This is a genomic window from Streptococcus sp. D7B5, assembly GCF_029691405.1.
GTDB lineage: Bacteria > Bacillota > Bacilli > Lactobacillales > Streptococcaceae > Streptococcus.
Genome location: NZ_CP121467.1, coordinates 294,506 through 318,179, shown reverse-complemented (window position 1 = coordinate 318,179; position 23,674 = coordinate 294,506). Strand labels below are relative to the sequence as shown.

At 40.3% G+C, this 23,674-nt stretch carries 25 protein-coding genes and 1 pseudogene; 1 reads left to right on the top strand and 25 read right to left on the bottom strand.

The genetic code is table 11. The features are described 5' to 3' along the window. Positions 1-348 precede the first annotated feature (348 nt). The 7 genes from P8P68_RS01525 to P8P68_RS01495 all read right to left on the bottom strand — a co-directional run bounded on the left by P8P68_RS01525 (position 349) and on the right by P8P68_RS01495 (position 6,547). Complete coding sequence (locus P8P68_RS01525) at positions 349-1,158, bottom strand: purine-nucleoside phosphorylase (RefSeq protein WP_049485269.1); 810 nt, start codon at positions 1,156-1,158, stop codon at positions 349-351. Then, on the bottom strand, positions 1,155-1,715 hold the full coding sequence (locus P8P68_RS01520) for a DUF1697 domain-containing protein (RefSeq protein WP_278276030.1): 561 nt from the start codon (positions 1,713-1,715) through the stop codon (positions 1,155-1,157). Before P8P68_RS01520 ends, P8P68_RS01525 begins: the two co-directional genes overlap by 4 nt. Position 1,716: 1 nt before the next feature. Then, complete coding sequence (locus tag P8P68_RS01515) at positions 1,717-2,928, bottom strand: phosphopentomutase (protein ID WP_169445971.1); 1,212 nt, start codon at positions 2,926-2,928, stop codon at positions 1,717-1,719. 23 nt (positions 2,929-2,951) lie between these two features. Further along, positions 2,952-3,635, bottom strand: a complete 684-nt coding sequence (rpiA, locus tag P8P68_RS01510) for a ribose-5-phosphate isomerase RpiA (protein WP_049505712.1) — start codon at positions 3,633-3,635, stop codon at positions 2,952-2,954. 105 nt (positions 3,636-3,740) lie between these two features. Continuing rightward, on the bottom strand, positions 3,741-4,670 hold the full coding sequence (locus P8P68_RS01505; RefSeq protein WP_125827729.1) for a peptidase U32 family protein: 930 nt from the start codon (positions 4,668-4,670) through the stop codon (positions 3,741-3,743). Between the two features lie 127 nt (positions 4,671-4,797). Then, positions 4,798-5,478 carry an ABC transporter ATP-binding protein gene (locus P8P68_RS01500; RefSeq protein ID WP_278276029.1) on the bottom strand — a complete coding sequence of 227 codons (681 nt, stop codon included), beginning with the start codon at positions 5,476-5,478 and terminating at the stop codon, positions 4,798-4,800. A 13-nt stretch (positions 5,479-5,491) separates the two neighbouring features. After that, positions 5,492-6,547, bottom strand: coding sequence for an ABC transporter permease (locus tag P8P68_RS01495; RefSeq protein WP_000280281.1), 1,056 nt, complete (start codon positions 6,545-6,547; stop codon positions 5,492-5,494). 384 nt (positions 6,548-6,931) lie between these two features. On the opposite strand from P8P68_RS01495, the gene P8P68_RS01490 reads away from it, so the two are divergent. Continuing rightward, positions 6,932-7,216 (top strand): DUF3270 domain-containing protein, encoded by a 285-nt coding sequence (locus tag P8P68_RS01490; RefSeq protein ID WP_001276161.1) that lies wholly within the window; start codon positions 6,932-6,934, stop codon positions 7,214-7,216. Between the two features lie 64 nt (positions 7,217-7,280). Here the strand turns inward: P8P68_RS01490 and P8P68_RS01485 are convergent, their stop codons facing one another. The 18 genes and pseudogenes from P8P68_RS01485 to P8P68_RS01400 all read right to left on the bottom strand — a co-directional run bounded on the left by P8P68_RS01485 (position 7,281) and on the right by P8P68_RS01400 (position 23,646). Continuing rightward, on the bottom strand, positions 7,281-8,618 hold the full coding sequence (locus P8P68_RS01485) for a HAMP domain-containing sensor histidine kinase (RefSeq protein ID WP_000482350.1): 1,338 nt from the start codon (positions 8,616-8,618) through the stop codon (positions 7,281-7,283). Further along, positions 8,608-9,282, bottom strand: coding sequence for a two-component system response regulator CiaR (gene ciaR, locus P8P68_RS01480; protein WP_000590635.1), 675 nt, complete (start codon positions 9,280-9,282; stop codon positions 8,608-8,610). The genes P8P68_RS01485 and ciaR overlap by 11 nt, the downstream gene beginning before the upstream one ends. Positions 9,283-9,412: 130 nt before the next feature. Beyond that, positions 9,413-9,867: pseudogene (locus tag P8P68_RS01475) on the bottom strand (hypothetical protein). Positions 9,868-10,024: 157 nt separating this feature from the next. Next, positions 10,025-10,828, bottom strand: a complete 804-nt coding sequence (locus tag P8P68_RS01470; protein WP_000502735.1) for an SDR family NAD(P)-dependent oxidoreductase — start codon at positions 10,826-10,828, stop codon at positions 10,025-10,027. 14 nt (positions 10,829-10,842) lie between these two features. Continuing rightward, on the bottom strand, positions 10,843-11,169 hold the full coding sequence (locus tag P8P68_RS01465) for a multidrug efflux SMR transporter (RefSeq protein ID WP_009013481.1): 327 nt from the start codon (positions 11,167-11,169) through the stop codon (positions 10,843-10,845). 50 nt (positions 11,170-11,219) lie between these two features. Beyond that, positions 11,220-11,504: a helix-turn-helix transcriptional regulator gene (locus tag P8P68_RS01460; protein WP_008283941.1), complete on the bottom strand. Its 285-nt coding sequence runs from the start codon at positions 11,502-11,504 to the stop codon at positions 11,220-11,222. 181 nt (positions 11,505-11,685) lie between these two features. Further along, a complete protein-coding gene (locus P8P68_RS01455; RefSeq protein WP_001149142.1) occupies positions 11,686-14,226 on the bottom strand; it encodes a M1 family metallopeptidase in 2,541 nt (846 codons plus the stop codon). Positions 14,227-14,346: 120 nt separating this feature from the next. Continuing rightward, positions 14,347-14,787 carry an ASCH domain-containing protein gene (locus P8P68_RS01450; RefSeq protein WP_000188825.1) on the bottom strand — a complete coding sequence of 147 codons (441 nt, stop codon included), beginning with the start codon at positions 14,785-14,787 and terminating at the stop codon, positions 14,347-14,349. Continuing rightward, positions 14,784-15,632 carry a putative PEP-binding protein gene (locus P8P68_RS01445; RefSeq protein WP_008276044.1) on the bottom strand — a complete coding sequence of 283 codons (849 nt, stop codon included), beginning with the start codon at positions 15,630-15,632 and terminating at the stop codon, positions 14,784-14,786. Before P8P68_RS01445 ends, P8P68_RS01450 begins: the two co-directional genes overlap by 4 nt. 41 nt (positions 15,633-15,673) lie before the next feature. Beyond that, positions 15,674-16,402, bottom strand: a complete 729-nt coding sequence (locus P8P68_RS01440) for a GNAT family N-acetyltransferase (RefSeq protein ID WP_000418697.1) — start codon at positions 16,400-16,402, stop codon at positions 15,674-15,676. A gap of 7 nt (positions 16,403-16,409) precedes the next feature. Beyond that, positions 16,410-16,889, bottom strand: a complete 480-nt coding sequence (locus tag P8P68_RS01435; protein ID WP_000403326.1) for an NUDIX hydrolase — start codon at positions 16,887-16,889, stop codon at positions 16,410-16,412. Positions 16,890-16,899: 10 nt separating this feature from the next. Beyond that, the gene (locus tag P8P68_RS01430; RefSeq protein ID WP_278276028.1) at positions 16,900-17,598 is read right to left on the bottom strand and encodes a 3-oxoacyl-ACP reductase; all 699 of its coding nucleotides are present in this window, start codon (positions 17,596-17,598) and stop codon (positions 16,900-16,902) included. Then, positions 17,591-17,827: a DUF2829 domain-containing protein gene (locus P8P68_RS01425; protein WP_000141924.1), complete on the bottom strand. Its 237-nt coding sequence runs from the start codon at positions 17,825-17,827 to the stop codon at positions 17,591-17,593. The genes P8P68_RS01430 and P8P68_RS01425 overlap by 8 nt, the downstream gene beginning before the upstream one ends. 113 nt (positions 17,828-17,940) lie before the next feature. Further along, positions 17,941-18,756, bottom strand: a complete 816-nt coding sequence (locus P8P68_RS01420) for a hypothetical protein (RefSeq protein WP_000749426.1) — start codon at positions 18,754-18,756, stop codon at positions 17,941-17,943. Between the two features lie 149 nt (positions 18,757-18,905). Then, complete coding sequence (locus P8P68_RS01415) at positions 18,906-21,158, bottom strand: glucosaminidase domain-containing protein (RefSeq protein WP_254765256.1); 2,253 nt, start codon at positions 21,156-21,158, stop codon at positions 18,906-18,908. Between the two features lie 110 nt (positions 21,159-21,268). Further along, positions 21,269-22,255, bottom strand: coding sequence for a dihydroorotate dehydrogenase (locus P8P68_RS01410; RefSeq protein ID WP_161800715.1), 987 nt, complete (start codon positions 22,253-22,255; stop codon positions 21,269-21,271). Further along, positions 22,218-23,018, bottom strand: coding sequence for a dihydroorotate dehydrogenase electron transfer subunit (locus tag P8P68_RS01405; RefSeq protein ID WP_001070074.1), 801 nt, complete (start codon positions 23,016-23,018; stop codon positions 22,218-22,220). The genes P8P68_RS01410 and P8P68_RS01405 overlap by 38 nt, the downstream gene beginning before the upstream one ends. A 247-nt stretch (positions 23,019-23,265) precedes the next feature. Continuing rightward, positions 23,266-23,646, bottom strand: a complete 381-nt coding sequence (locus tag P8P68_RS01400; RefSeq protein ID WP_000157150.1) for a VOC family protein — start codon at positions 23,644-23,646, stop codon at positions 23,266-23,268. Positions 23,647-23,674 lie beyond the last annotated feature (28 nt).

Genomic DNA, 23,674 nt, shown 5'->3' with positions numbered 1-23,674 from the left:
ATGATATAAAGAGCGAGAAGAAAACGACTGAAAATTAGGAATTTGACGAGAAATCCTGATTTCTCAGTCAGATTATCTATTTTCCGAGTTTTCCGCTAGTGTTCAAATTAGAACACTTCGCTCTACCTTTCTTTTTGTATATTTAGGATAGCTACAGAGAACAAAGGAAAAATAGGAAACTGACGACACATCGCAGATGTTAGACAGTTTATCTTTTTTACACAGTTCTCCGCCCGTATTCAGTTCAACAAATACGGTTTACCCATCCTTTCTTTTATTGTTATGAAAGATTTTCCGCTCGTGTTCAAATCAGAACACTTCACTCTACCTTTCTATGATAAGTATTCATTACAATTCAGCAAGAATCGCTTTAAGCAAGCCTTTGAAGTCACCTTTAACACGTTCAGTCACTTCTACAACTTCTTCGTGGTTGAGTTCTTCTTGGAAACCAGCAGCATGGTTAGTAATACATGAAATACCAAGAACTTTCAAACCTGAGTGAGCTGCAACAATAACTTCAGGAACAGTAGACATACCAACTGCATCTGCTCCCAATGTCTTATAGGCACGAATTTCTGCTGGGGTTTCATAAGTCGGACCTGTTACACCAATATAGACACCTTCATCAAGCTTGATACCAAGTTTCTTAGCCACTTCATGGGCAATAGCACGGTATTCTGGAGTGTAGGCTTTAGACATATCTGGGAAACGTGGACCAAAATCATCCAAGTTTTCACCCATCAATGGGTTTTGCCCCGTCATATTGATATGGTCTGAGATAGCCATCAAGGTACCAGGACCAAATCCAATACCTCCAGCTGCATTGGTTACAATGACACCTTCACATCCGAGGACTTTCATCACACGTACTGGGAAAGTCACGACTTCAAGAGGATTTCCCTCGTAGAAATGGAAACGACCTTGAAGAGCCAAGACTTTTCGACCTGCAAGTTCTCCATATACCAATTTACCAGCGTGACCGACTACTGTAGAGCGCCCCCAGTTTGGAATGTCTGCATAATCTACTACAACTGGATTTTCGATTTCTTCTGCCAATTCTCCAAGTCCTGATCCAAGGATTAGACCGAACTCAGGCGCTTGGATTCCCTTGTCTTTCAGGAAAGCAGCTGTTTCCTTGATTTTATCTAAAAATGTCATTGTGTGTCTCCTTTATTATTTTTTAACATTTGACCAATTTTGTCAAAGGTTTTTGCATTGCGAATGGTGATGTTGCGATAAAAAGGCATCTTGAGCAAGTACTTGTGATAGGCAGTTGCATAGTAAGATTCTTCAGAGATCTTCCCCCAGAAAATCCCAAGTCTTCCAAAATGAACCACTTCATCTTTCAGTTCCAAACTTTCAACTTTCTCAATGACTTGATCCACATCCAAGCCTTCTGTATAAAAGAGGACATCTTTTCGAGCCAGATCTTTGGTCCACCATTCAGGTAGATTTTCAATTTCCGCTTCAAAGTCCTCAAGACTCAGCAAGGAAAAGCTCTGAATAAATGGATAATGGATTTCAAAGAAAGCCTCTAACTTTTCAACCAATTGGGCTTTGGGAGCTGTCGAAGTAAAGAAAATGTTGCCACTGTTGATGTAGGTTTCAACCTTTTCCAGTCCCAACTCTGTCAATTCTTGACGAAGTTGCACCATAACAACCTTATTCTTCCCACCGACATTAATACCCCTTACCAGTAAAGCATAGCGTTTCATCTTATACCAATTTATCTAAGAAACTTTCCCCAATCATGGCAGTTTCCACACCAAAGTTATCCGCAACTGTCGCTGAGATATCTGCAAAATGTCCGACTGGAATGACACCATTTCCCTTAAAGGCAGGGCTGTAAGCTAAAAGTGGAATATATTCACGAGTGTGGTCTGTTCCTGCATAGGTTGGGTCATTTCCATGGTCAGCAGTAATCAAGAGAAGGTCATTCTCTCGCATAGCTGCAATAATTTCAGGCAAGCGTTCATCGAACTCATGCAAGCAATCACGGTAGCCATGAGCATTGCGACGGTGTCCATAAAGGGCATCAAAGTCAACTAAATTTGTGAAGGAGAATCCTTTTTCAAACTCAGCAAGTCCCATGGTCTTCAATAATGTATCAATTCCGTGGCTGTTTGACTTGTTGTGGCCCATGTCATGATTGATACCAGCTCCGTTAAAGATATCGTTGATTTTACCAACAGCGTAAGTATCGATACCAGCTTCATTCAATTTATCCAAAACAGTCGGTGCAAATGGAGATACTGCCAAGTCACGACGATTTGCTGTACGAGTGAAGTTACCTGGCTCACCCACATAAGGACGAGCAATGATACGACCTAGAAGAGCAGGGCGCTCAAGGGTAATCGAACGAGCGTATTCACAAATACGGTACAATTCATCTAAAGGAATAATGTCTTCGTGGGCAGCAATTTGCAAAACAGGATCAGCTGAAGTATAGATAATCAACTCCCCAGTTTCCATCTGACGTGGTCCAAAATCATCGATAACAGCTGTTCCTGAGTAAGGTTTATTGGCTTCACGAATGACCTTACGTCCTGAAAATTCTTCGATTTTTGTCAAGATTTCTTCTGGGAATCCGTTCCAGAAAGTATCAAAAGGCTCGGTAATGTTGAGTCCCATGATTTCCCAGTGACCAGTCATGGTATCCTTACCAAGAGATACTTCTTCCAATTTTGTCACATATCCTGTTGGATTGCTTTCAGCTGGTACAGTCTTGAGAGGAGTTTCACGAGGAATATTTCCTAGACCGATTTTAGCCATGTTTGGCACATTCAAACCAACTGTTTTAGAAATATGTCCCAGCGTGTCAGAAGCACCGTCTGGAACCCCTGCATTGACAAAGTTATTGGCATCTGGTGCAGCACCGATTCCCACAGAATCCAGTACCACCAAGTGAATCCGATTAAATTTTGACATAGTCTGTCTCCTTATTATGTTGATTAGTTTGCTTTTGTTGAAGTTAAAATCTGAACACCATCTCGTCCCGCTACGATGACCTTATCCACCATTTGGTTAAACAAGCCGTGCTCTACGACACCAACGACATGGTCCAATTCTTGCCCGAAAGCAATTGGATCTTCAATGACATCCAAGGCTAGGTCAATGATAAAGTTCTGCATATCGGTCACAAAACGTTGACCGTCTTTTTCACGGAAACTTGGTTTGTAGCCAGCTCGCTCAAACCGACGAAAGACCTGTTCTGCACCATACTGAACCACTTCCACAGGCAATTTAAAAGCACCTAGTTTCTCTACCAGTTTGCTTTCATCTACCACCCAAATGTATTCTTTTGAGGGCGTTGCCACAACCTTCTCCATCAGAAGGGCACCACCTCCGCCTTTGATCCCGTTGAACTGGCTATCTACTTCATCCGCCCCATCAACCGTCACATCGACAAAATCCACTTGATCAATCGACTTGAGTGGGATGTTTAGCCCTTCAGCCTGTTTACTAGTCACACTGGAAGTTGTCACAGCAGTAATCTGCAAACCTTCTTCCTTGATCCGACGACCGATTTCTTCTACGAAATAGTAGGCAGTAGAGCCCGTTCCAAGTCCGACTACCATGCCATCCTTGACAAACTCAGCAGCCTTGATACCTGCCATTTTCTTCAGATTTTCCACTCAAACACCTCCATTAAAGAGCTACTTTTATTATAACATGTATCCGTTTTTATTTCATGGATACACTGGAAAAACCCGAACATTTTTATTTCGGGTTTTGGTGTCCTATTTAACCATATCAGGATCGTAGTCATAAAATCCTGTATCAAGGAAACGGTTTTTAGGGTGAAGTTTACGAACTTCTTCATCCAGCAAGAAGGCTTGATCATGGCTGAATTTGCCCTCTTGGATCAAACTGCGAGCTTGGATAAAGAGTTTAGCAATCTCTACAAAGTTTTGACCTGGTGTGTAGAGTCCTTCTAGCTTCCAATGGGTAAAACCATGCTCCACCAATTCTGTCAATTTGGTCATCAAATCAAGGTCATTGTTGGCAAAGATATGAGTACCATGATTGTCTTCAAAGATGGAATAATGGCTCTCTGGGTCACTTGGTTCTGCTAAGAAAAGGTCACGTTTACGCGTCTTTTCATCGTCGATATGCGTAAAGTTATAGTAGTTTTGTAAGAGCGGGCGCTTAGAATGGTGAATGACACTAGCTCCGTAAACCAAGACTTCAGCAGGAATTTCCAAAATCTCTGGCATCTTGAAGAGTTCAGCAGATGGAATTTCACGCGCCAAAACAGCCTCAGAGGCGCCTGCCTTTTGACCCCAGAAGTTAATCTGACGACTGCTTGTCACCATGGTTGAAGCATCGTAGATAGTCTTAAAGGAATAGCCATCACGGTTGACCACATAAAAGACACCTGCATCCCCAACAGTAATATAGTCTGTCTTGATTTCTTCCAAGAAGTCTAGGAAAGGCTTGATACGGTCCATCATATCCTGGTGCATGAGGGCGTTGACTGCAACGATCAATTCCTTACCCGCATCATGAACGAGCTTAGCGATGGTGCGCAACTCTTCATAACTAAAGGTCGTTGGCAGACGAAGTCCAAAATCTTTCTCACCGACATAGATACGATCTACGCCAGCTTCGAGTAGTTGTTCAACTTGTTCAATACTTTCAGCAGTTGCTGTAATGATAATCTTTTCCATAAGGAAAATTATACCACAATTCTTAAAAATCAGCTATGAATACTAGGATTTTTATAAAAAGTCAAAGTCATTTTTTAAAGATTGCAATCAAAAAGTGAACAGTAACTAGTACCGTCCACTTTCTTTTTTATGTATGTGTTTTTTCAACTAGGTGACCATCATTCATCACATAAATACGGTCAACCTTATCAAGAAGGCGTGTATCATGTGTAATCATGACAACTCCTCTACCTTGTTCGTGGGCAATGGCAGCCAACATTTCCGTTACTTGGTAGGCACGCTGGGTATCCAGACTGGCCGTTGGCTCATCTGCAAGCACGATACTCGGATTATTATAAAGCGCTCTAGCGATTGCTGCACGTTGACGTTCACCACCTGATAAAGCCTTGGGATAATGATCTTGTACCTTTTCCAAATCCAACAAGTCAAGTAACTCTTTTCGATCACTTTTACTATTTTTTCCCTTATCCAGTCTGTCAATCAAATCCAGCTGTTCCTTGACCGTTAGAAAAGGAATTAAGTTTGAAGCTTGTAGAATAAAGCCAAACTCTCTAAAACGAAGGTCTGTTTTCTCCTTCTCCGTTAAACTGCCTGTTTCCTTCCCCTTGACTAGAATCTTCCCACTCGATGTTTCCTGAAGTTGTCCAAGAGTCGTTAGAAAGGTCGTCTTTCCAGAGCCAGAAGGCCCAACGATAGCAACGAACTCTCCCGCATTTAGCTGAAAATTCGTCTCATGCAGGGCTATGACTTTCATCTTTCCTTCCCCGTATGTTTTTGTCACTTGAGTCATTTCAATCAGTGCTGTCATACTATTCTCCTTATCATTCTGCAATCGCAGTAATCGGGTCCACCTTTAGCAAGCGTGGAAGTGAAATGACACCACCTAGAAGGGCCATCAAGGAAATTACCAAGCTTAGGACAGAGTAAGCTATCCAGCTTGGGTAGAAAAAGAAGGTAGCTGGTAAGACTAAAATCACTCCTCCGATTGCCAGCAAGGCTAAAGCAATCCCCATACCAGCTAGGAGGAAGATTTGACAGAATAGAGACCATACAATGGTTTTGATCTGTATCCCTTGAGCCCGCATTATTCCATAAAGTCCTAGTTTTTGGATGGTAATGATATAAACAAAAATACCCACAATCAAGCCTGTAATGACAATCATAGCAAGAATCATCCCTGAAAACACATTAACCTGAGGTGTGTAACCAGGAATTTTTGATATCATTTTTGGAATGGAAATCTGTTTCAGTCCATCACCAGCCACTTCTATGTCATTTTTCAATACCAAGGCAGAGATAGAACGATTGGCTTTCAAGGTTCCTTGTAAGGTCCAATAAGTTGTCAGACTCGTAAAGACAACAGGCTCTGTGAAAAATTTATTTCCTTGAGTCAGGCCTACAATCTTGTAACTTGAATCGCTTCCATTCAGCTGAATGACATCACCTAGCTTCATCCCATAGTTTTCAAAGGACTGATCCACGACAACCTCATCATCTCCTTCAGGATAACGACCCTCCGTCAAACTAGGAGAGATAAAAGAGTCCCAGTTTTGAGCAAAGATGGAAACATTGACCTTTTCACTACCATCGACTAGATTGGTTACAGCAAACATATAGCCCAATGGAGCAGCCTCTTCAGAACTCTTTTCCTTGTAGTCCTTTTCAGGAATAAAAGATGCCGTCAAATTATCATTTGCGTAGTCGGATAAAACGACACCCGTTGCTTGCCAGTTATCAATAGCGGCCCGGTTGTTTCGCACAAGACCGAGAGCTAGACTGGTCATAAAAAAGACCATAAAAGCGATAAGAAAAATGGTCGTTAAGATCAAACTATATCGAAGTTTGTTTCGTAATATCTCTTTGATAGCAAGATACATGCTTATCTCCTTTAACATTTCCCAGAGGTAGCAAAAAGCCACCCAGTCCAATAGACAGAATCTCTGTCCTTCCATCCATTCAAAACAACTCCTACCAATACTCTTCAAAAGTATCCAGGTAGCAACTCAACAAATCATCTTAGGAAAAAGCCTCAGCTTGCTATCAATTTATATAAGTTATCCTTTTCTTTCTCAGTATATTTATAATTAAGAAGGTCAGGTCATCTGTTTTAAGTGTAACATCCATGCTATCATTTTCCCCAGTGGGTGTCAAGAAGAGAGACTTAGAAGTTGATAAGAGACTTTAGTAGTTTTGTAACAATTCTGTAATAATTCTCTGCATAAAAAATGATAAAATAGTTATGTACTGTTAAGGAGAGAATCATGTCCGCAAGAAAACTAGAAGCTTATGAGTTTGAACAAGCTCCCGAATCGAAACAAACTCCGCTTTACCAAGATTACACACCAGAAGCCCCAGTCGGCCCTAACCTAAAAGAGATTTTATTTTTTGTAAATATCGCTTGTTTCTGTATTTTTATGGCACTTTTTAGTTTTATCTTTTTAGCCTTAAAATTAAATACAGCTTTATCATTTATCGCTGCTATGGCAACAAGCTTCGCCCTTTTACAACTTCAACGAAAGATAATGAAACGAAAATTTTCAAAATAAAGGTTGGTACTACTACCAACCTCTTTTCTAGTTATCAAAAAAGACAGTTATATAACTGTCTTTTTTATTTATTCTTACGTTTTGAAGGAGATTGAATAGCGATTTTAACTTCAAAAATTGTTCCTCTAGGTTTGTTATCTTTCACGCTAATCGTTCCTCGCAAAGCATCAACAATCTGCTTGGCTAAAGATAGTCCAAGACCAAAGCCACCTTTCTGACGGGTTCTCGCCTTGTCTACACGGTAAAATCGGTCAAAGATTTTCTTCTTGTCAACAGCTGAGATTCCAATTCCGTTATCCGTTACTGTTAGATAAAGGTGACGATCTGTAGCATGGACTACAAACTCAATTTTCCCATCTTCTTCGGTATACTTGATGGCATTGTCAAATAAGATGGTCATGAGTTGTTTTAAGAGCAACTGATCGGTCATAAAGGGACGATAAATCCGATTTTCATAGTTGAAAACACGATCATTTTCAGAAGCAATTAACTCATAGTTGGCAAAGGTTGTTTTAAAGAATTGTGGAGAAACTTCTGCTATATCTGGTTTGATTCCATCATCTCGACGTGCAAGGTTGAGAAGATTGGTCGTGAGGAAACGCATGTTGCGAACCTCTTCAAGACTGGAAGCGATACTTTCGCTGGATTCCATGATTGTTGCCTCTGGTTTTCGAAAGAGATTCTCTAAACGATTTTGTAAAACGGCCAAAGGTGTTCTCAGTTCGTGACTGGCATTTTCAACAAAAGACTTCTGCTTTTGCATACTTTCCAGCAAGGGTTTGACACTGACACGTGCTAGGTAAACACTGGCGATTAAAGACAGGAGCCAGAAACTAGCCATTACTACAACAATTAAATGCTCGTGGTTTTGGCTGATTTGTTCAAGCTGGCTGGTATTGATTAAAACCGCCGCATATTTGACATTGCTTGATGCGGAGAAAGAGTTAGTTTCCATCAAGATCATCCGATAGGTTTCTTCCTGACCGTAGCTATTGACAACTTGGATTTGGCGAATATGATTCAACTCTTTCTTGTCCAGCTTGATCTTATCCAATCCTAAAAAGCGATTGCCCAGTAAGAGTTGGTTAAAATCCTTGTCAAAGAGCAAGACTTCCGTATTGGAGCTGACATTGGGTTTGATTTCAGCCTTGCTGGCATCCGCAGTTGCTGGTTGAATATCCTTGACTTCCTCAGTTGCCCGATTCAGGGCTAACTGGATAACCGCTTGGGGACTACTACTAAGAGCTTGGAGTTTTTCATCTACAGAAGTGTAGAGACTCGAGTGCATGACCTGGAGGATAATCAAGGTCATCGCTGAGAAGATCAGGGTGAACACTCCAAAGTTTCGAATAAAATAACTGAAATCATCCGCATACCATGTTTTTTTTAGTTTATTGAACATCTTTTAAAATATACCCGACACTACGCAAGGTTTGAAGATTTTCAGCAAAGGCTGTACCCTTCAGTTTCTTACGAACTTTTGAAACATAGACTTCTACAACAGAAATCGTCGTATCGCTATCAAATCCCCATAGACGGTCAAAAATTTGTGTCTTGGGAAGAATGACATTTTGATTTTGAAGGAAGTAAACCAACAATTCAAACTCTTTTCCGAGTAGTTCCACAGGCGTGTCTTCCACCTTCACTTCATTCGTTGAAAGATTGACGACAACATCCCCATAGGTCAAGGTGTTTTCATTAAACTTGCCTGAACGTTTGAGAAGGGCTTGAATCCGCATTTTGAGTTCTTCTAGGTAGAAAGGTTTGGTGAGGTAGTCATCCGCTCCCAACTCAAAACCATGTCCCTTGTCATCCAAACTTTCCTTAGCGGTCATGATAAGGACTGGTGTCGTGATTCCTTTTTCACGCAATTCTTTCAAGACTTGGAAGCCATTTTTTTCAGGCAACATAAGGTCAAGCAAGATCAAATCATAGACGCCACTCTCAGCTTCATAGAGACCTTCTTCTCCATCAAAAACCTGCATAACATCTGCAAAATCATCTAAAAAGTCAAATACTGAGTTTGACAACCCTAAGTCGTCTTCTACTAGTAAAATCTTAATCATCTTGTTCTCCTCCTGCTATAAGATACTAATCAGCTTCATCTAAGGTTATTATAAAATAAAGAATTTTTGTATCATTTTTTGGATCTTAGTATAATTCTTTAATTATTATATCATGGCTTTAACAAATGGATTAAGATTTTGTAGTGTTTTCTTCATTATTTTGGTTAGAATTGCTATCCTTGTCCTTCGTACTTCCATCTGCATTGGCTGGTTTCTTCATAGAATTGCTACCGCTTTCTTGATTATTATTTCCTTGCGGCGGCTGTCCTCCTGGCCCTCCAGGACCACCGTTACCGCCAGGAGCACCTTGTCCATCTTGACCATTCATTTGAGGTGGCATACCATTGCCATTATTTTGACCCTGTCCTTGAGGCGGTTGTCCACCGTGACTTTGCATATTATTGCCATCTTGATTATCTTGCTGGGTTTTCGATGTTTGAACGGTCGACTGCTGATTTGTTGATTTTTGAGTCAAAGAACCGAATATATAACCACCAAGCAAGCCGACCACTAAAGAACCACTTGCTACTACTGATAGCCTCCACTTGGTGCTTTTTCTACAACAATCATTTTCTCTTTATTCATTCTGTATTTTTGTTTCTGCTTTAAGTTTCTGTGAAAAAATGAAGAAGTTCTACTTCATGAATTCACCACATCCTTTCTTTAGGCTACATACATCTTAATTATTTTTTCTTAAAGAATACTAAAATATGAGAAAATTCTTAGAAAAATAATAGAAAATTTATCCAAAATATTTTTTTAAAATACGACCGTATCGTCTCAGTAAAAGATAATCCGCTATTGCTGGGGATAGAAGGTTTAATGTTGTAAAAATCTTTGTACCTTGTCCCATCAAAATCACTCTTTTACGAGATTTTATACCTTTAAGTAAAACTTGGGTTACTTGATTTGTACTTGATATAGAGATCCCCATTTCTCTCCAAACTGGATGATAAGGCTTTTCTGATGGTGTGTCTGCTGCATTGGGGCAAAAATAAGTTATATGCATCTTTTTCTGCTCCTGTATTAATTCTCGGTTCATTGATTCGATAAAAGAAAAAAGTCCGGCGCGGCTCGCCACATCTACACTATAATAGGGGAAGGCCAGCCTACCATCTGCAAAACCTCCTGAATGCACAATGGTTGCTCCTTTTTGATTTTTTAACAAAGGTAAAAAATGTTTGCTGACAAGGATAGCCCCTATTAGGTTAATCGTCATAGTTTGATTGATCTCCTCCTCAGAGTGAGATAATAAAGATTTTCGTACATCAAATCCCGTTGCATTAATAACAATATCTATATTATCCGACCACTTTTGAACTTCAGACACTGCAACTTTAATAGAAGTTTCATTCGTTATATCTACTGAGCAAATCGGAATCTTGGAAGCAATATTCTCAGAAAAACTGGCTAATTTATTCATATTGCGACCTAAAAGAAATAAATGAGCACCTGCTTGAAAAAAAGCTTGTGTATAGGCTTGTCCCAAATTTCCACTGGCACCAATAATAACGACTCTTTTATTTTTAAAATAATTGTCACCCATAACATACTACCTCATTAGTGAACCTTTTGTGATAGGTTTAATATAACAAGCCCCACAATAACTAAAGCAATTCCCAAGAGACTTGCGAACGTTACTTTTTCATGAAAAAGCAAAATAGATAGCACAGTTGTTCCAACCAAACCAACACCAGACCAAATAGCATAGACTAGATTTAGTTGTATGCCTTTCAAAGACAAAGATAGAAAGAAAAAACACAAGCCATACAAAACTAAAGCAAGAATCCCAAAAAGCATTTTCGAAAAACCTTGCGACAGTTTTAACAGACTTGTAGCAGCTATTTCAGATACAATAGCTAGAGTTAAATAAACGTAAGACATCATTGTCCTCCTAGAATCAATAGAATTGAAAAGCTAGTCGGAAAACAATTGATTTAGCGATGAGTGGAAGCGAAGCAGGTCCAAAGTGTACAAGCATTAGCTAAAATCATAGACTTGATCTTTGAATTCTTGTAAACAGGAATCTTTTTTCGTCCACATAACTCATCTAAAGAGATCTGATAAAAATCAGCTAAGCGAATCAAACTATGACTATCTATAATTGTTTTATCATTTTCCCAATTTGAGATAGTTTGACGAGTCGTCCCCAGATATTCTGCTATTTGATTCTGACTGTAGCCATTTTGTTCTCTAAATAATTTTAATTGTTTTCCTAACATCTGCATTTCCTATTTATATTATTCTTTTCTTCACGAATTGTCTAGACGAAATTCTTTAACATCCTATACAATTCTAGGTAAAATTTCTTTGACATTGCTATTATAACACGATTTTCAGGATGGACACTTTATACTGACTTCCAAAAAACAGCAGATTGCAAGATCCGCTGTTTTTTCTCTATTACTTACTTGCTTTCAAAGCCTTTTCTACTGCTGCTTTTTCACGCTTAATCAAGTCAACACGCGCTGCGATATCCTTGATACCCATACGAATGTTACGGCTAAGCGCAAGGTCAGAGAGTTGAGGTTCAAAGAAATCCTTGTACTCTGCCAAGCGTTGCTCTGTTTTAAAGATATGCGATGGGAAGATGACAAAGCTATCAAAGCTCATATCTCCACCAAGGGCTGCCTTAATCCAATCCCAGTTTTCACGCGCCCAAACCCAAACAGTTTCTTGGGTAGCTTGGTGTCCGAGGAATTGGAGGTACCATGAAGAAAGGTCTTGTGGTTTCACTACAAATTTATCTTTCCATGAGCCAATCAGGGTTTGGATATTGTCAGCATCTATACTATATGCAAGAGCTCCTGCCAACTGGCGTTTAAAGACCGCATCCGTCGCATGAGTATATAGGTCCAGATAAGTTGCGACCAAGTCCTTGGTCTCATGGTCTTTCATTTCATTGATGAGAACTTGAGCACGGATTGCTGCTGGAAGTCCTGCAAGATTTTCCTTGTGAGCTGCAAAGATTTGACTAGCGACTTGACTAGCTTCTACATCATTGGAACGAATCATCATGGAAATGGTCAACTGACGAACCAATTCGTCTTCATCTGATTCACCATCTTTGGCTTCAAAGCCAAGACGGTCATAGTTATGACGAGCCAATTTAGCAACCAGACTGTTAAAGGCTTTCTCAGCTTCTGTACCTTCATCGATAAAGCGTTCAAGGGCAGAAATTACTTGAGAAACAGCTGAAACAACAAGGTAAGACTCTTCCTTAGAAAGTTTATCAAGGACTGGGAGCAAGTCAGCATAAGAAATGTGACCCGCTTCAGCAAGCAAACGGCGTTCTTGAACGATTTGTAATTTGCTTGTGTTATCAAGTGTCTCTAGCTCAGCAAGAACGGCATCTAACAAGTCTCCTTGATAGTCTGTAATGTAGTGGGCAGTATTTTCAGTGTTAAGACGAAGAGCTGTTTTATTTTCAGCAAGAAGAGCGGCATAGCCAGGGATTTCGATGCTTTCAGTTTCAAGTGTATCTGGTAGGCCTTTCCAGTTGCTGTTGAGTGGCACCACCCAGAGACGGTTCTTGTCTTCATGCTCACCGATGAAGAATTGTTTTTGCGAAATCTTCAAGACGTCATTTTCAACTTTGACAGTGAGAACTGGGTATCCAGGTTGTTCCAACCAAGAATCCATGAAGGCTGCAACATCACGTCCTGATGCTTGTCCGAGAGCATTCCAAAGGTCTCGACCAATGGTATTGCTGTATTGGTGTTTTTCAAAGTAAGCATGCAAGCCTTTAGCGAAATCCGCATCACCGAGCCAACGGCGAAGCATGTGCATGAGACGGCTTCCTTTGGCATAGACGATAGCGCCATCAAAGAGGGTATTGATTTCATCTGGGTGTTTAACTTCAACGTGAACAGACTGAACGCCATCCGTCGCATCGCGTTTAAGCGCAGCTGGAACACCACCTGTTTGGAAGTCTTCAAAGATATTCCAACTTGGCTCGATGGCATCCACACAGACGTATTCCATCATGTTAGCGAAGCTTTCATTAAGCCAAAGGTCATCCCACCATTTCATAGTCACGAGGTTTCCAAACCATTGGTGAGCCAACTCATGTGCTACAACTAGGGCAACTTGTTGACGGCTAGCAAAGGTTGAGTTCTCATCCACAACCAAGTAAACTTCACGGTAAGTCACAAGACCCCAGTTTTCCATGGCACCTGCTGAGAAGTCAGGAAGGGCGATGTGGAGCGATTGAGGAATTGGATACTTAACTCCGTAGTAATCTTCGTAAAACTCGATTGAGCGAACGGCGATGTCTAATGAGAAATCAAGGTTAGATAGTGGATGGGCTTTGGTTGAGTAAACACCTACGAGGGTACCGTTTTTAGTTTTAGCGGTCACCCCTTGCAAATCACCAGCGACAAAAGCCAACAAGTAAGAAGACATGCGAGGTGTCGTTTCAAACTTCCAGATGCCTGTTTCCTTGCGGTTTTCCACATCGATTTCAGGCATATTTGACAAGGCCACTTCACCTTCTGCTTGGTCAAAACGTAGAGCGAGGTCAAAAGTTGCTTTGGCTTCAGGCTCATCCACACATGGGAAGGCTTCACGCGCAAAATGGCTTTCAAACTGAGTAGACAAGACTTCCTTCTTGATACCATCAACTGTGTAGTAAGAAGGGTAAATCCCTGTCATGTTGTCTGTAATTTTTCCTGAAAAAGCAATGACCAATTCAACTTGACCAGCCTCAGCCAATTCGATATGAAGGGCTTCATTGTCATGGTCAACTGTAAATGGACGAGCTTGACCCGCAACTTCTACAGAAGCGATTTCCAAGTCTTTTTGGTGAAGGGAAATACGGTCACTCTGTGCTTGACCAGTGATGGTCACCTTCCCAGAAAAGGTCTTGGTCTCACGACTCAAGTCTAAAAATAAATCATAGTGTTCAGGAACAAATTGCGTAATAAAATGTTCTACTGCTTGCATAGTTTTCTCCTATTCTAAGTTTAAGAGTTTTACTCTTCTTCAAACAAACTTATTATATCATGTTTTGCTTAAGAAAAAAGGATTGGACGGTGATTTCCAAAACTTTCTTCCTTCTGCAGTCTAGAGTGGGTAGACTTTGCGAAATTCTTCTAAAACAACCTTGCTGTCAGGAGTAAAAGTCAGTCCGGTTTCCCTCATCCACTCGGTGAAAAAATCCTCATGAACCTGACGCCAATAGGCTAGGGATTTGTCACCTTCCCCTTCCTTATAGGCATGGTCGGCAGAAACTTGATGAAAAGGCTGAACGGAGACCTTGGTAATTTCGACAATGCAGACAGCCTGATCTTGACTGTCTAAAATGACATCGAAGGTCCCTTCTTGTGGAAGAGGTTCGTCTTCTAGTGCGTAGAGGTCGTAAGCTGAGGCGGTTGCAGTCTTTTCGCCTCTTAGAACCAAGTCGGCCAAGAGATCTGCTTCCACTCCAAAAGCCCAGGCATCTATCTCATCTCCAATCGTGGGGTTAATTTGCTTGTAAATATTCCACATTTCTTGCGGTGTCATAGTTTGCTCCTTTGTAATTTTTTACTTACTTCTTTTATACGTTTGAGATGGTCTGGATGATCAATCTCTAAATTAAAAATCTCTGGAATAGAACTGTAGTGGATAATACACTTGATACCCGTCTGATTCATTTTTTGTATGAAAGAAGCATTCAGATAGCCTGCTACAGCAAAGTCAATCTTTTTCATCCTTGCTTTATCCTGCATATCTCTCAGCATATCTAACATTATTGGACTTTCCATATCATGCCATTGACTATTTCTCACAGTCGCAAAAACAAAAGAAGTCAAATCATTCATTCCAACTACAATCTTTGAAATACCAGTTTCCAGTATCCTGTCCAAGTCAAAATAAGCTGACGGTAACTCAATCATTGTGCCGACTTTTCCAGTAAAACCATGCTCACGCAATACTCTAATAGCTTGTTTTAACTGCTCAGCATCATTGATAAAAGGAAAAATAACAGACAGATTGGGATTTGTTTGATAAACTTCTGTAACGACATGTGCTTCAGCCTGAAATTCTTCAGGACACGCCAGCAAGCGCCTAGTTCCTCTATAACCAAACAAGGGATGATTTTCATCAAAATGCTCTTTAGTCCCCTCTAAACAATTAGCTTCTGTATTTGTTAACTCTGAAAAACGATACCAAACCTCTTCATCTGAGTACAAGGAGCAAATGGTATCTAGATAATCTTTTACAAATTGCTGACAACTTGCTAATAGGATGTTTTGATTAAGCTCTCTCAACAAATATTCCCCACGAATCATACCAACATGATGCAATAATTGAGGGTAAACTTTTTCAACAATTTGTTCGCCACTAAGAGCAAGTTGGTTTTGCATAGCCATTCACCTCGTCTTAAAACATACAATATCAGATATCATTATATGATACCTTCCTCTAGTTCAAAAGCTTCATAAGGTTCAAATAACTCATATCCTAAAAATTCTGCTACTTTTTTGGAAGCCTCGTTATGAGCATCCCAAAGTGGAAACATATCTCTATTTAAACTCTCCAGAATCATTGTAGCACCAAGCTTTTTAGCAAATCCATTTCCTTGTTCGTTTGGTCTAGTTGCAACTTCCACTTCAACTGCTCCACGGTAAACTAACCCTGAGGAAATCCCAGCAATCAGTTCATTATTTTTAAGAATCACAAAGCCAAATCCACCCTTTAAAACAAAATCCTGATAGGACTCAAAATCCCCCTGTAAATCTTGTGACCATTCTTCCTCAGAAAAGCAGTTATAAATATGATTATCAATAGGCACAATATTGTAATCTTCCTCTAAGTGAGTAACTAGACCATTTAGAAATTCAACTTGAAAATTTGCCTTATCTTTAAAAGAATAGCGAGTAAAAGAATTTAGCTCCACTTTCCGATGTAGAAAATCTTGCCAATTAGTATCTTCTGAAATAATAATCTTATAATCTAAACCGTATTTCCTAACAAAATCTTCCCAAAATCTGGAATCCAACTCCCCTGCTAGGTATAGAAAATTTCCAACATCATAAAAGCTTGTTGTCCTATCACTGTTTCGGTAGACAGTTCCGATTTGAGATTTAAGACCATAAAGAACCATATTTTTCTTCCATGTTTTAAATAGTTCCATTATCCCCCTACTTCACCTTCCAATTCATATACAAGGTCTTGTCCAGCTCTGGAAATCCTAATAATTCAGACTTAACCTTCAAGACTAAGGGCGAAGCATTTTTTTCTGTGATCTCTTGAATATCCATCCAAACATATCCGAGCGAATCATTCGCACCATCAGAGACAACTTCCGAAATCGTAACTTGAGCTTCCTTCTCGTTGACCTCAATATCATAAAATGCCATGATATGGTGAACCATAAAATTTTTTAACTCTTCCCTGACGAAAACATCGTAGATTCGAGGATTGGAGTAGTTTCTAACAGTAAAGCCCGTCTCTTCCATAACTTCTCTAATCAGCGTTTCCGTCAATCCTTCATCAAGTTGCTGACTACCACCAGGTAGATCATAACGATGTTGATAAGGGCCTCTCGTTTTTTCAATGCAGAGTAACTTCCCATTTTCAAAGCAAACAGCATAGACTCCAAAGTGTTTTTTGATTTCCATTCAACTCCTCCTACTTCAAACTCCAACCACCATCAATGGTCAGGATTTGTCCTTGCATGGCGCTCGCTTTTCCACTTGCTAAGAAAAGGCTAATCTCTGCTACTTCCTCTGGCTCAATCCAGCGCTTGATTGGCGTTTCACTAGCTACCCAGTCAGCTAAGCCACCTGGTTCAAAGTCGGCAGCAGTCATGCTCGTCTTGACAGCACCTGGAGCAATCCCAAAGACCTGTATTCCAGCTTCCGCATAGTCTAGAGCCAACTGCTTGGTAAATCCAGCCAAGGCATGCTTAGAGGAAGTATAGGCGTGTCCACCACCTCCTGCTAGGTTTGAAGCAATAGAACACATATTGATAATGATTCCCTTTTTACTTTCCAGCATTTGCGTCAAATAATGTCGTGTCATCTCAACTGGAGTCACATAGTTGATTTCAAAAATCTCTTGAATTTCCTGTGCTGATTGTTCCAAAAGCGGTTTATAATCATCCAAAACTCCAGCAGTATTGCACAAAACATCCACCTGAGGGCACCAGTCAAAAACAGGTTTCAAGTCCAAGGTCAAATCTCTCTGTAAAAAGTAGAAATCACCCTCTAAGAGTGGATTTTCACCTTGGTCCACTCCATATACTTGATACCCCTTCTCTAAAAAGAGTCGGGCTTGAGCCAGACCAATCCCTGAACTCACTCCCGTAATCAATACACGTCTAGTCATGCACTTCTACCCAATCCGTCGCCAAAACATCACAAGGTGTCGGGCTCCACATGGAAAAACCTTCCCCTTCTCCAGACACGTTGATGAGGAAATAAGGCGTCACTTCAAGTGCAACCCCGTTTTGCTCGATAGTGTCAAAGAGTTGGACATAGTTTTCAGCCCCTCCCCAACCAGTTCGTACATATTTTTTCTTGTCCTTTAACCCAGGCAGGATTTCTTCAAAAGTCATGTTGTTCTCCTTTAATGCTACATTCTTCATTTAATTATAACAAAAAACCGTTTTCCAACGGCTTTTTGACTGTATCTTAGTTCAATAAAACAAATAGCTATCCAATTTTTTAATTATTTCAGTTCAATTAATTTATTGTAGATTTTCTCAGTCAGTTCTTTCTGTTGCGCTCCTGTTAAATGGTGCGAAGTGCGAATTAATATGGTTCCATAAACATAGTGGGATCCCGGATTTAAAGCAGTTCCATCAAAAGCACTAATATAAGTATTGCGCTTTTCTGCATCTTCTTTTGTCTTATAAACTTCTATATTTCCACCAGCATCATTACCTTTTTGAACAATATCTGAGCCTTCTACAGATTCATTCACTTGCTTGTCAACGAAATATACAGACGCTGTATATCCTCCTTGTTTATTTAATTTTTTATTAGGGTCATTATCCTCCGTAACAGATTGTACTCCAGTAATTGATTCAATTTCTTTGAGTCTTTCTTCAATAAAAGAACTAGAAGGATTTGTAATTTGTTTTAATTGAAGAATGCTATTTTGATAGTGAGTCAATTTTTCAGACAAATTCTTTTTTGTTTCACTATAATCTAATGGTTGACTTAATTCTTCAATTTGCTTCTCAATCTTAGCAGTCGCTTTCTCCATTTCTGGTTCTTTACGAAGTGAATCTTTGCTATCCTTTATAGTTGATTTCAATTCTTCCAATGTCTTAGAATCAAGAGGTTCTTCATTATTCTCAATAACCTTTTCAGCCTCAGCTATTTGATCTTCAACTTCTTTATTCTTTTCATTTAAATCCTTTACTACATCTTCAAACTTAGTTACAACAGCTTGATGAGGCACATAGGATAAGAAATAGTATCCTGTTGCCAAACCTAAAGCAATAAAAGTAATAAGCCCAACAATCATTGATTTCTTCATTTTAAACTCCTTAATTTATAAGCAATCTCTTCTATATTTTAATATATTGTTTTAAAAATTTCAAGTTTAAAAAGCTATAGAATCAACTTATTGCCAGATATACAAAAACGATAACCACTTTTTCAGTAGTTACCGTTGATTTCTTTTGATTAGTCTTTCCAACCAAGTTTGCTGTTGATAGTCATCATGATGCTGGCTATCTTCTCACCCCAGTATGGATCTGAAGCATAGCGAACATTCATTCCGGTTGCTTTATTTCCAAGGTGGTCTCTACCGTAGTCGATGTAATTCTCACGGATCCACTTGGCCGCTCCGAGAATTCCTTTGTCCACATTATCAAAGCTCTTGGCTGAGAGATATGGGCTAGTATCATAAGCAGCAATACCAAAGAAATTGTTCTTATCTCTGGCAATTTGACTGCGTCCCCAAGCACTTTCAAGGGCACTATGGGCCATCAAGTAAAGGGCATTTACACCGTAGCGTTCCTCAGCTTCTTTGAAAGTCGCTCCTTTACCTGCAAGAGGACTATCCTGCAAGTTCATCATTGAATACAGTTTATCCAACTCAGCTGCACTATAATTACTTGGTTCTCTCAAGTTTTTATAGAGGAAAGGATTTTTAATGGTAAAGCCATCAAAATGCTCTCCATCAGTTGAGTAGTACTTCTTGCCAATAACCATAGCAGAGGTGTGTGGAGCTACTTTGATACTCGTGTATGGAGAGAGTTCATGGTAAAGGAATTTCCCATCACTAGTATAATGAGGGATAAACTCGCTACCTTCATCTACTGCTGTCAAATCACTTTGATTCATATAGCCAGACAAGCCAGAAATCGAAACTGCAAGTCGGCCGCCTTTTCGCGTCGAGCTATCCAGTGAAACAATGCTTCCTTGGTTAATGTAACTCAAGATTTCTCCAGATGCACTATAGACATAGGCAGTGATTGGTTTAACTTTGTAATATTTGGTTTTATCCGCAACATGCCATCTACCAGAAGCATCCAAGGTATGACCATCCACAGTTTCATTTTTTGCCATATAACCGCCTGATTTAAGGTAATACCATGATTGGTCGGATGAATCGTAGATTAATTCTTTCTCAGCCATCTTTCCATTTGACTTGAGGTAGAACCAGTTGTTCTTGTACCATACCCACTCACTCGCAGCCATATAACCACCAGATTTGAGATAGTAGTAACCATTATCCCAGAGCCATTCTTTATTGGCATAATTTCCATCAGAGTTGATATAGAACCAAGAGTTATAATTCTTGTCAAAGAGCCACCCTTTGCCAGCTTTTGCTCCACTGCTCGTCACATAACTGCGGTCAATCCAAGTTTCCATAGAGAGGTAGCCGCCTGATTTGAAATGGTAATCCTTGCCTTTGATGGTTTGCCAACCTTTTTCAGCATAGGTTCCGTCAGCTTTCAAGTAAAACCAAGAGTTATAATTCTTGTCAAAGAGCCATTCCGATTTCAATTTAGCTCCACTCTTCGCAACATAGAAGCGATCTATCCAGCGCTCGGTAGAAAGATAACCGCCTGATTTGAAATGGTAATCTTTTTCTTTAATCGTTTCCCAGCCTTTTTCGGCATAGGTTCCGTCAGCTTTCAAGTAAAACCAAGCATCATAATTCTTATCAAAGAGCCATTCCGATTTCAATTTAGCTCCACTCTTCGCAACATAGAAGCGATCAATCCAACGTTCAGTAGAAAGATAACCGCCTGATTTAAAATGGTAGTCCTTCCCATCTATAGTTAACCACCTATTTTCAGCATAGGTACCATCTTGTTGAAGGTAGAACCAACTGCTATAGTTGTCATCATAAATCCAGGCTTGTTTAACCTTATTACCATTTTCTGATATATAGCTTTTACCAAGCCAAGCATTTTTCAGCATTTTACCTTGTGAATTGATGTAGTACTGGTTCTCACCTTGAGTGATCCACTCATCTTTGGCCATTTTCCCGTCTTCTTTAAGGTAATATTTTTCTTGACCTTGTTGAATCCATTCTTTTTGAGCTTTCTGACCATCAGACTTTAGATAATACCAGGATTCTTTTTCCTGATTAAATACCCACTGTTCCTTTGCTTTAGCACCACTTTCAGTCACATAGTACTGGCCAACCCACGTTTTCGTAGCTAATTTTCCAGCTTCGTTAAAATAGTAATCTTTACCACCAACTGTCAACCAGCCATTTTCTGCACGTTGACCATTATCTTTAAGATAAAACCAGTTCTGATGCGTTTGGTCAAAAAGCCATTGCTTGGTTGCTGGTTTCCCGTCTGCTTTGAGGTAGGTCTTTCCTTGCCAAGTCCCCTCTTCTGCTTTTGCTGTCTCCACTACAGTAAAAAAACACCCCAATAAGCCAGCACTTACTAGGGCCACTTTCCATCGTTTCATTTAAATGCTCCAATAACGTTTTCTAAACCCTATTGTAACATAGTTAATCGACGGAAATATTACAAATTGATGAAGATTCTATTTCTTGTTGACGATAAGGAAGACCTAGCTTATCTCAGATTGGCTTTGACTTCCTGACGGAGATTTTCTAGACTGCTAATGCCGTATTTATCCATGACTTTTGGTAAATTTTCAATAATATCAGGACAGGCATATGGATTGGTAAAATTGGCTGTTCCAACTCCGATAGCAGAGGCACCAGCCAGATACATTTCTAGCGCTGCTTCAGCAGAATCCACTCCTCCCATTCCAATGATGGGAAGGTCGGTTGTTTGGGCGACTTGGCGGATGAGTTTGAGGGCTACTGGAAAGACTGCTGGTCCAGACATTCCACCTGTTCCATTAGCTAGGATTGGTTTTCTGGTTTTAAGGTCAAAGCGCATACCGACAAGGGTATTGATCATGGTTAGGCCACTTGCCCCTGCATCTTCTGCGGCTTTGGCGATGGTGACAACATCCGTTACACTAGGGGTTAATTTAACATAAACTGGCACATCAGAGGCTTCCACAGCTGCCTTTACCACTTCATAAGCCAAGTCAGGATCTTGCCCAATCAAAAGTCCATGATTGCCGTGATCCACATTCGGACAAGAGATATTGAGCTCGATAGCTTTTACATTTGTAGCCTTGGAAATCCCCTGAGAAACGGCAGCGTACTCTTGTTTTGAAAAGCCTGCTACATTGGCGATGATGGGAAGCGAAGGATATTCTCTTTCCAGCCAAGGCAACTTTTCAGCTAAAACAGCTTCTAAACCTGGATTTTGTAAACCGATTGCATTGAGCATACCTGCAGGCGTTTCTGCCACCCTGGGAGTAGGATTCCCAAAACGGGGTTCAAGTGTCGTCGCCTTGATCATAATGGAGCCTAAAAGGTCTAAATCATAGTATTTGGCATACTCTTGGCCGAAACCAAAACAGCCTGATGCTGGAATGATGGGATTTTTCAAATCCAAGCCCGGTAGAGAAACTTGTAAACGTTTGTTAGTCATGACTTTCTCCTTATAATACAACTGTTCCTGTGCGAAAAACAGGGCCATCTTCACAGACGCGTTGGCTGACGGTCTCACTATCTGGCACTTTTAGAACGCAGGCATAGCAAGCTCCCATCCCACAAGCCATACGAGATTCTAGAGATAGATAGGCTCTTGGATGATCATAAAAGGTTTGATTGATATACTTCATCATTCCCGGAGCACCACATGAGTAAACCGCATCAAATTGACTGTCTAAATCATTGATAACAACAGAAACATTTCCCTTGATGCCATAAGAACCATCATCTGTCGTTACAAAGACCTGACCATATCGGGCCAATTCGGTTTCGAGAATAACAGCATCCTTAGTCGCAAAACCGAGGACTGTCACTACTGTCACCCCACGCGCATGCAATTCCTTGGCTACTTCTAGCAAGGGTGGAACACCAATCCCACCACCAACGAGGAGGACTTGACTCTGGTCGTCTAGGTCAGACAAGTCAAAACCATTTCCCTGAGGTCCCATCACATCAAGAGTATCTCCCTGACTTAAGGTTGAAAAAATAGCTGTCCCAGCCCCCTCAATCCGATAAATAAGGTGACACTGCTTGTTTGCTTTGTCAATAGACGAAATTGAAATAGGGCGGCGCAAGAGATGGGCGTCATCAGGCACACGCAGATGAAGAAATTGGCCGGCTCGCATGGCTTCAACCATCTCCCCTTCTAGGACTAATTCAAAGATTGCTGGCGCAATTTCCTCTTGTGCGACCACCTTCATGGTTTCCAAACGAATGGCACCCAAACGCTTCTTACATGTGGGATTCATGACTTTTCCTCCTTAAATTTAAGGGGACCAGATAAAGAAAAGGCCTTGCTAATGCAAGGCCTCAGTTGGGTTAGGCTAGAACTCATGCGCACACTTAAAAAGTCTCCACAGAGAGTCCCCTTATCCCTTTTATCTGACACCTTGTGAGTCTCTCTGGACTCCCCTTAAAGGTTAAATTTGTATTAGTATACTCTTTCAAAGAAAAAAAGTCAAGTAGAAAACGAACATTCTACTTGACTTCACTGGATTATTTTTCACGAATGACTTCGACCTTGTAACCGTCAGGATCCTTGACAAAGTAATAGTTTGGTTGAGTTCCTGGAAGTCCATTAGGAGCTGTCACCTCATAGCCTTTAGCGCTATGTTCTTGATGTAGGGCCTCAAGGTCAGGTGTACTGAGGGCGATATGGGCGAAGCCATCTCCTACCACGTAAGGACCGTGATCATAGTTATAGGTCAACTCCAACTCATAGTCATCCCCCTCAAGTCCTAGATAGACAATGGTGAAAGCATGATCTGGAAAATCTCTGCGACGCAATTCTTTAAATCCAAAAGCATCTTGATAAAAAGCGATTGATTTTTCAAGGTTTTCTACTCGCAAGCAAGTGTGTAGCATTTTTGAAGCCATTTTCATTACCTCTTTCGTTTTAATAGTT

Bases quoted from the DNA above. Each gene is read 5' to 3' on its own strand.
- P8P68_RS01410 (WP_161800715.1), bottom strand. From the start codon at position 22,255: ATGGCCCTGTTTTTCGCACAGGAACAGTTGTATTATAAGGAGAAAGTC.
- P8P68_RS01490 (WP_001276161.1), top strand. From the start codon at position 6,932: ATGTCCGCAAGAAAACTAGAAGCTTATGAGTTTGAACAAGCTCCCGAA.
- P8P68_RS01505 (WP_125827729.1), bottom strand. From the start codon at position 4,670: ATGGAAAAGATTATCATTACAGCAACTGCTGAAAGTATTGAACAAGTT.
- P8P68_RS01415 (WP_254765256.1), bottom strand. From the start codon at position 21,158: ATGAAACGATGGAAAGTGGCCCTAGTAAGTGCTGGCTTATTGGGGTGT.
- P8P68_RS01420 (WP_000749426.1), bottom strand. From the start codon at position 18,756: ATGAAGAAATCAATGATTGTTGGGCTTATTACTTTTATTGCTTTAGGT.
- P8P68_RS01440 (WP_000418697.1), bottom strand. From the start codon at position 16,402: ATGGAACTATTTAAAACATGGAAGAAAAATATGGTTCTTTATGGTCTT.
- P8P68_RS01430 (WP_278276028.1), bottom strand. From the start codon at position 17,598: ATGACTAGACGTGTATTGATTACGGGAGTGAGTTCAGGGATTGGTCTG.
- P8P68_RS01460 (WP_008283941.1), bottom strand. From the start codon at position 11,504: ATGTTAGGAAAACAATTAAAATTATTTAGAGAACAAAATGGCTACAGT.
- P8P68_RS01405 (WP_001070074.1), bottom strand. From the start codon at position 23,018: ATGAATCCCACATGTAAGAAGCGTTTGGGTGCCATTCGTTTGGAAACC.
- P8P68_RS01455 (WP_001149142.1), bottom strand. From the start codon at position 14,226: ATGCAAGCAGTAGAACATTTTATTACGCAATTTGTTCCTGAACACTAT.
- P8P68_RS01450 (WP_000188825.1), bottom strand. From the start codon at position 14,787: ATGACACCGCAAGAAATGTGGAATATTTACAAGCAAATTAACCCCACG.
- P8P68_RS01515 (WP_169445971.1), bottom strand. From the start codon at position 2,928: ATGTCAAAATTTAATCGGATTCACTTGGTGGTACTGGATTCTGTGGGA.
- ciaR (WP_000590635.1), bottom strand. From the start codon at position 9,282: ATGATTAAGATTTTACTAGTAGAAGACGACTTAGGGTTGTCAAACTCA.
- P8P68_RS01445 (WP_008276044.1), bottom strand. From the start codon at position 15,632: ATGCAAAACCAACTTGCTCTTAGTGGCGAACAAATTGTTGAAAAAGTT.
- P8P68_RS01400 (WP_000157150.1), bottom strand. From the start codon at position 23,646: ATGGCTTCAAAAATGCTACACACTTGCTTGCGAGTAGAAAACCTTGAA.
- P8P68_RS01500 (WP_278276029.1), bottom strand. From the start codon at position 5,478: ATGACAGCACTGATTGAAATGACTCAAGTGACAAAAACATACGGGGAA.
- P8P68_RS01465 (WP_009013481.1), bottom strand. From the start codon at position 11,169: ATGATGTCTTACGTTTATTTAACTCTAGCTATTGTATCTGAAATAGCT.
- P8P68_RS01485 (WP_000482350.1), bottom strand. From the start codon at position 8,618: ATGTTCAATAAACTAAAAAAAACATGGTATGCGGATGATTTCAGTTAT.
- P8P68_RS01525 (WP_049485269.1), bottom strand. From the start codon at position 1,158: ATGACATTTTTAGATAAAATCAAGGAAACAGCTGCTTTCCTGAAAGAC.
- P8P68_RS01435 (WP_000403326.1), bottom strand. From the start codon at position 16,889: ATGGAAATCAAAAAACACTTTGGAGTCTATGCTGTTTGCTTTGAAAAT.
- P8P68_RS01520 (WP_278276030.1), bottom strand. From the start codon at position 1,715: ATGAAACGCTATGCTTTACTGGTAAGGGGTATTAATGTCGGTGGGAAG.
- P8P68_RS01470 (WP_000502735.1), bottom strand. From the start codon at position 10,828: ATGGGTGACAATTATTTTAAAAATAAAAGAGTCGTTATTATTGGTGCC.
- P8P68_RS01425 (WP_000141924.1), bottom strand. From the start codon at position 17,827: ATGACTTTTGAAGAAATCCTGCCTGGGTTAAAGGACAAGAAAAAATAT.
- P8P68_RS01495 (WP_000280281.1), bottom strand. From the start codon at position 6,547: ATGTATCTTGCTATCAAAGAGATATTACGAAACAAACTTCGATATAGT.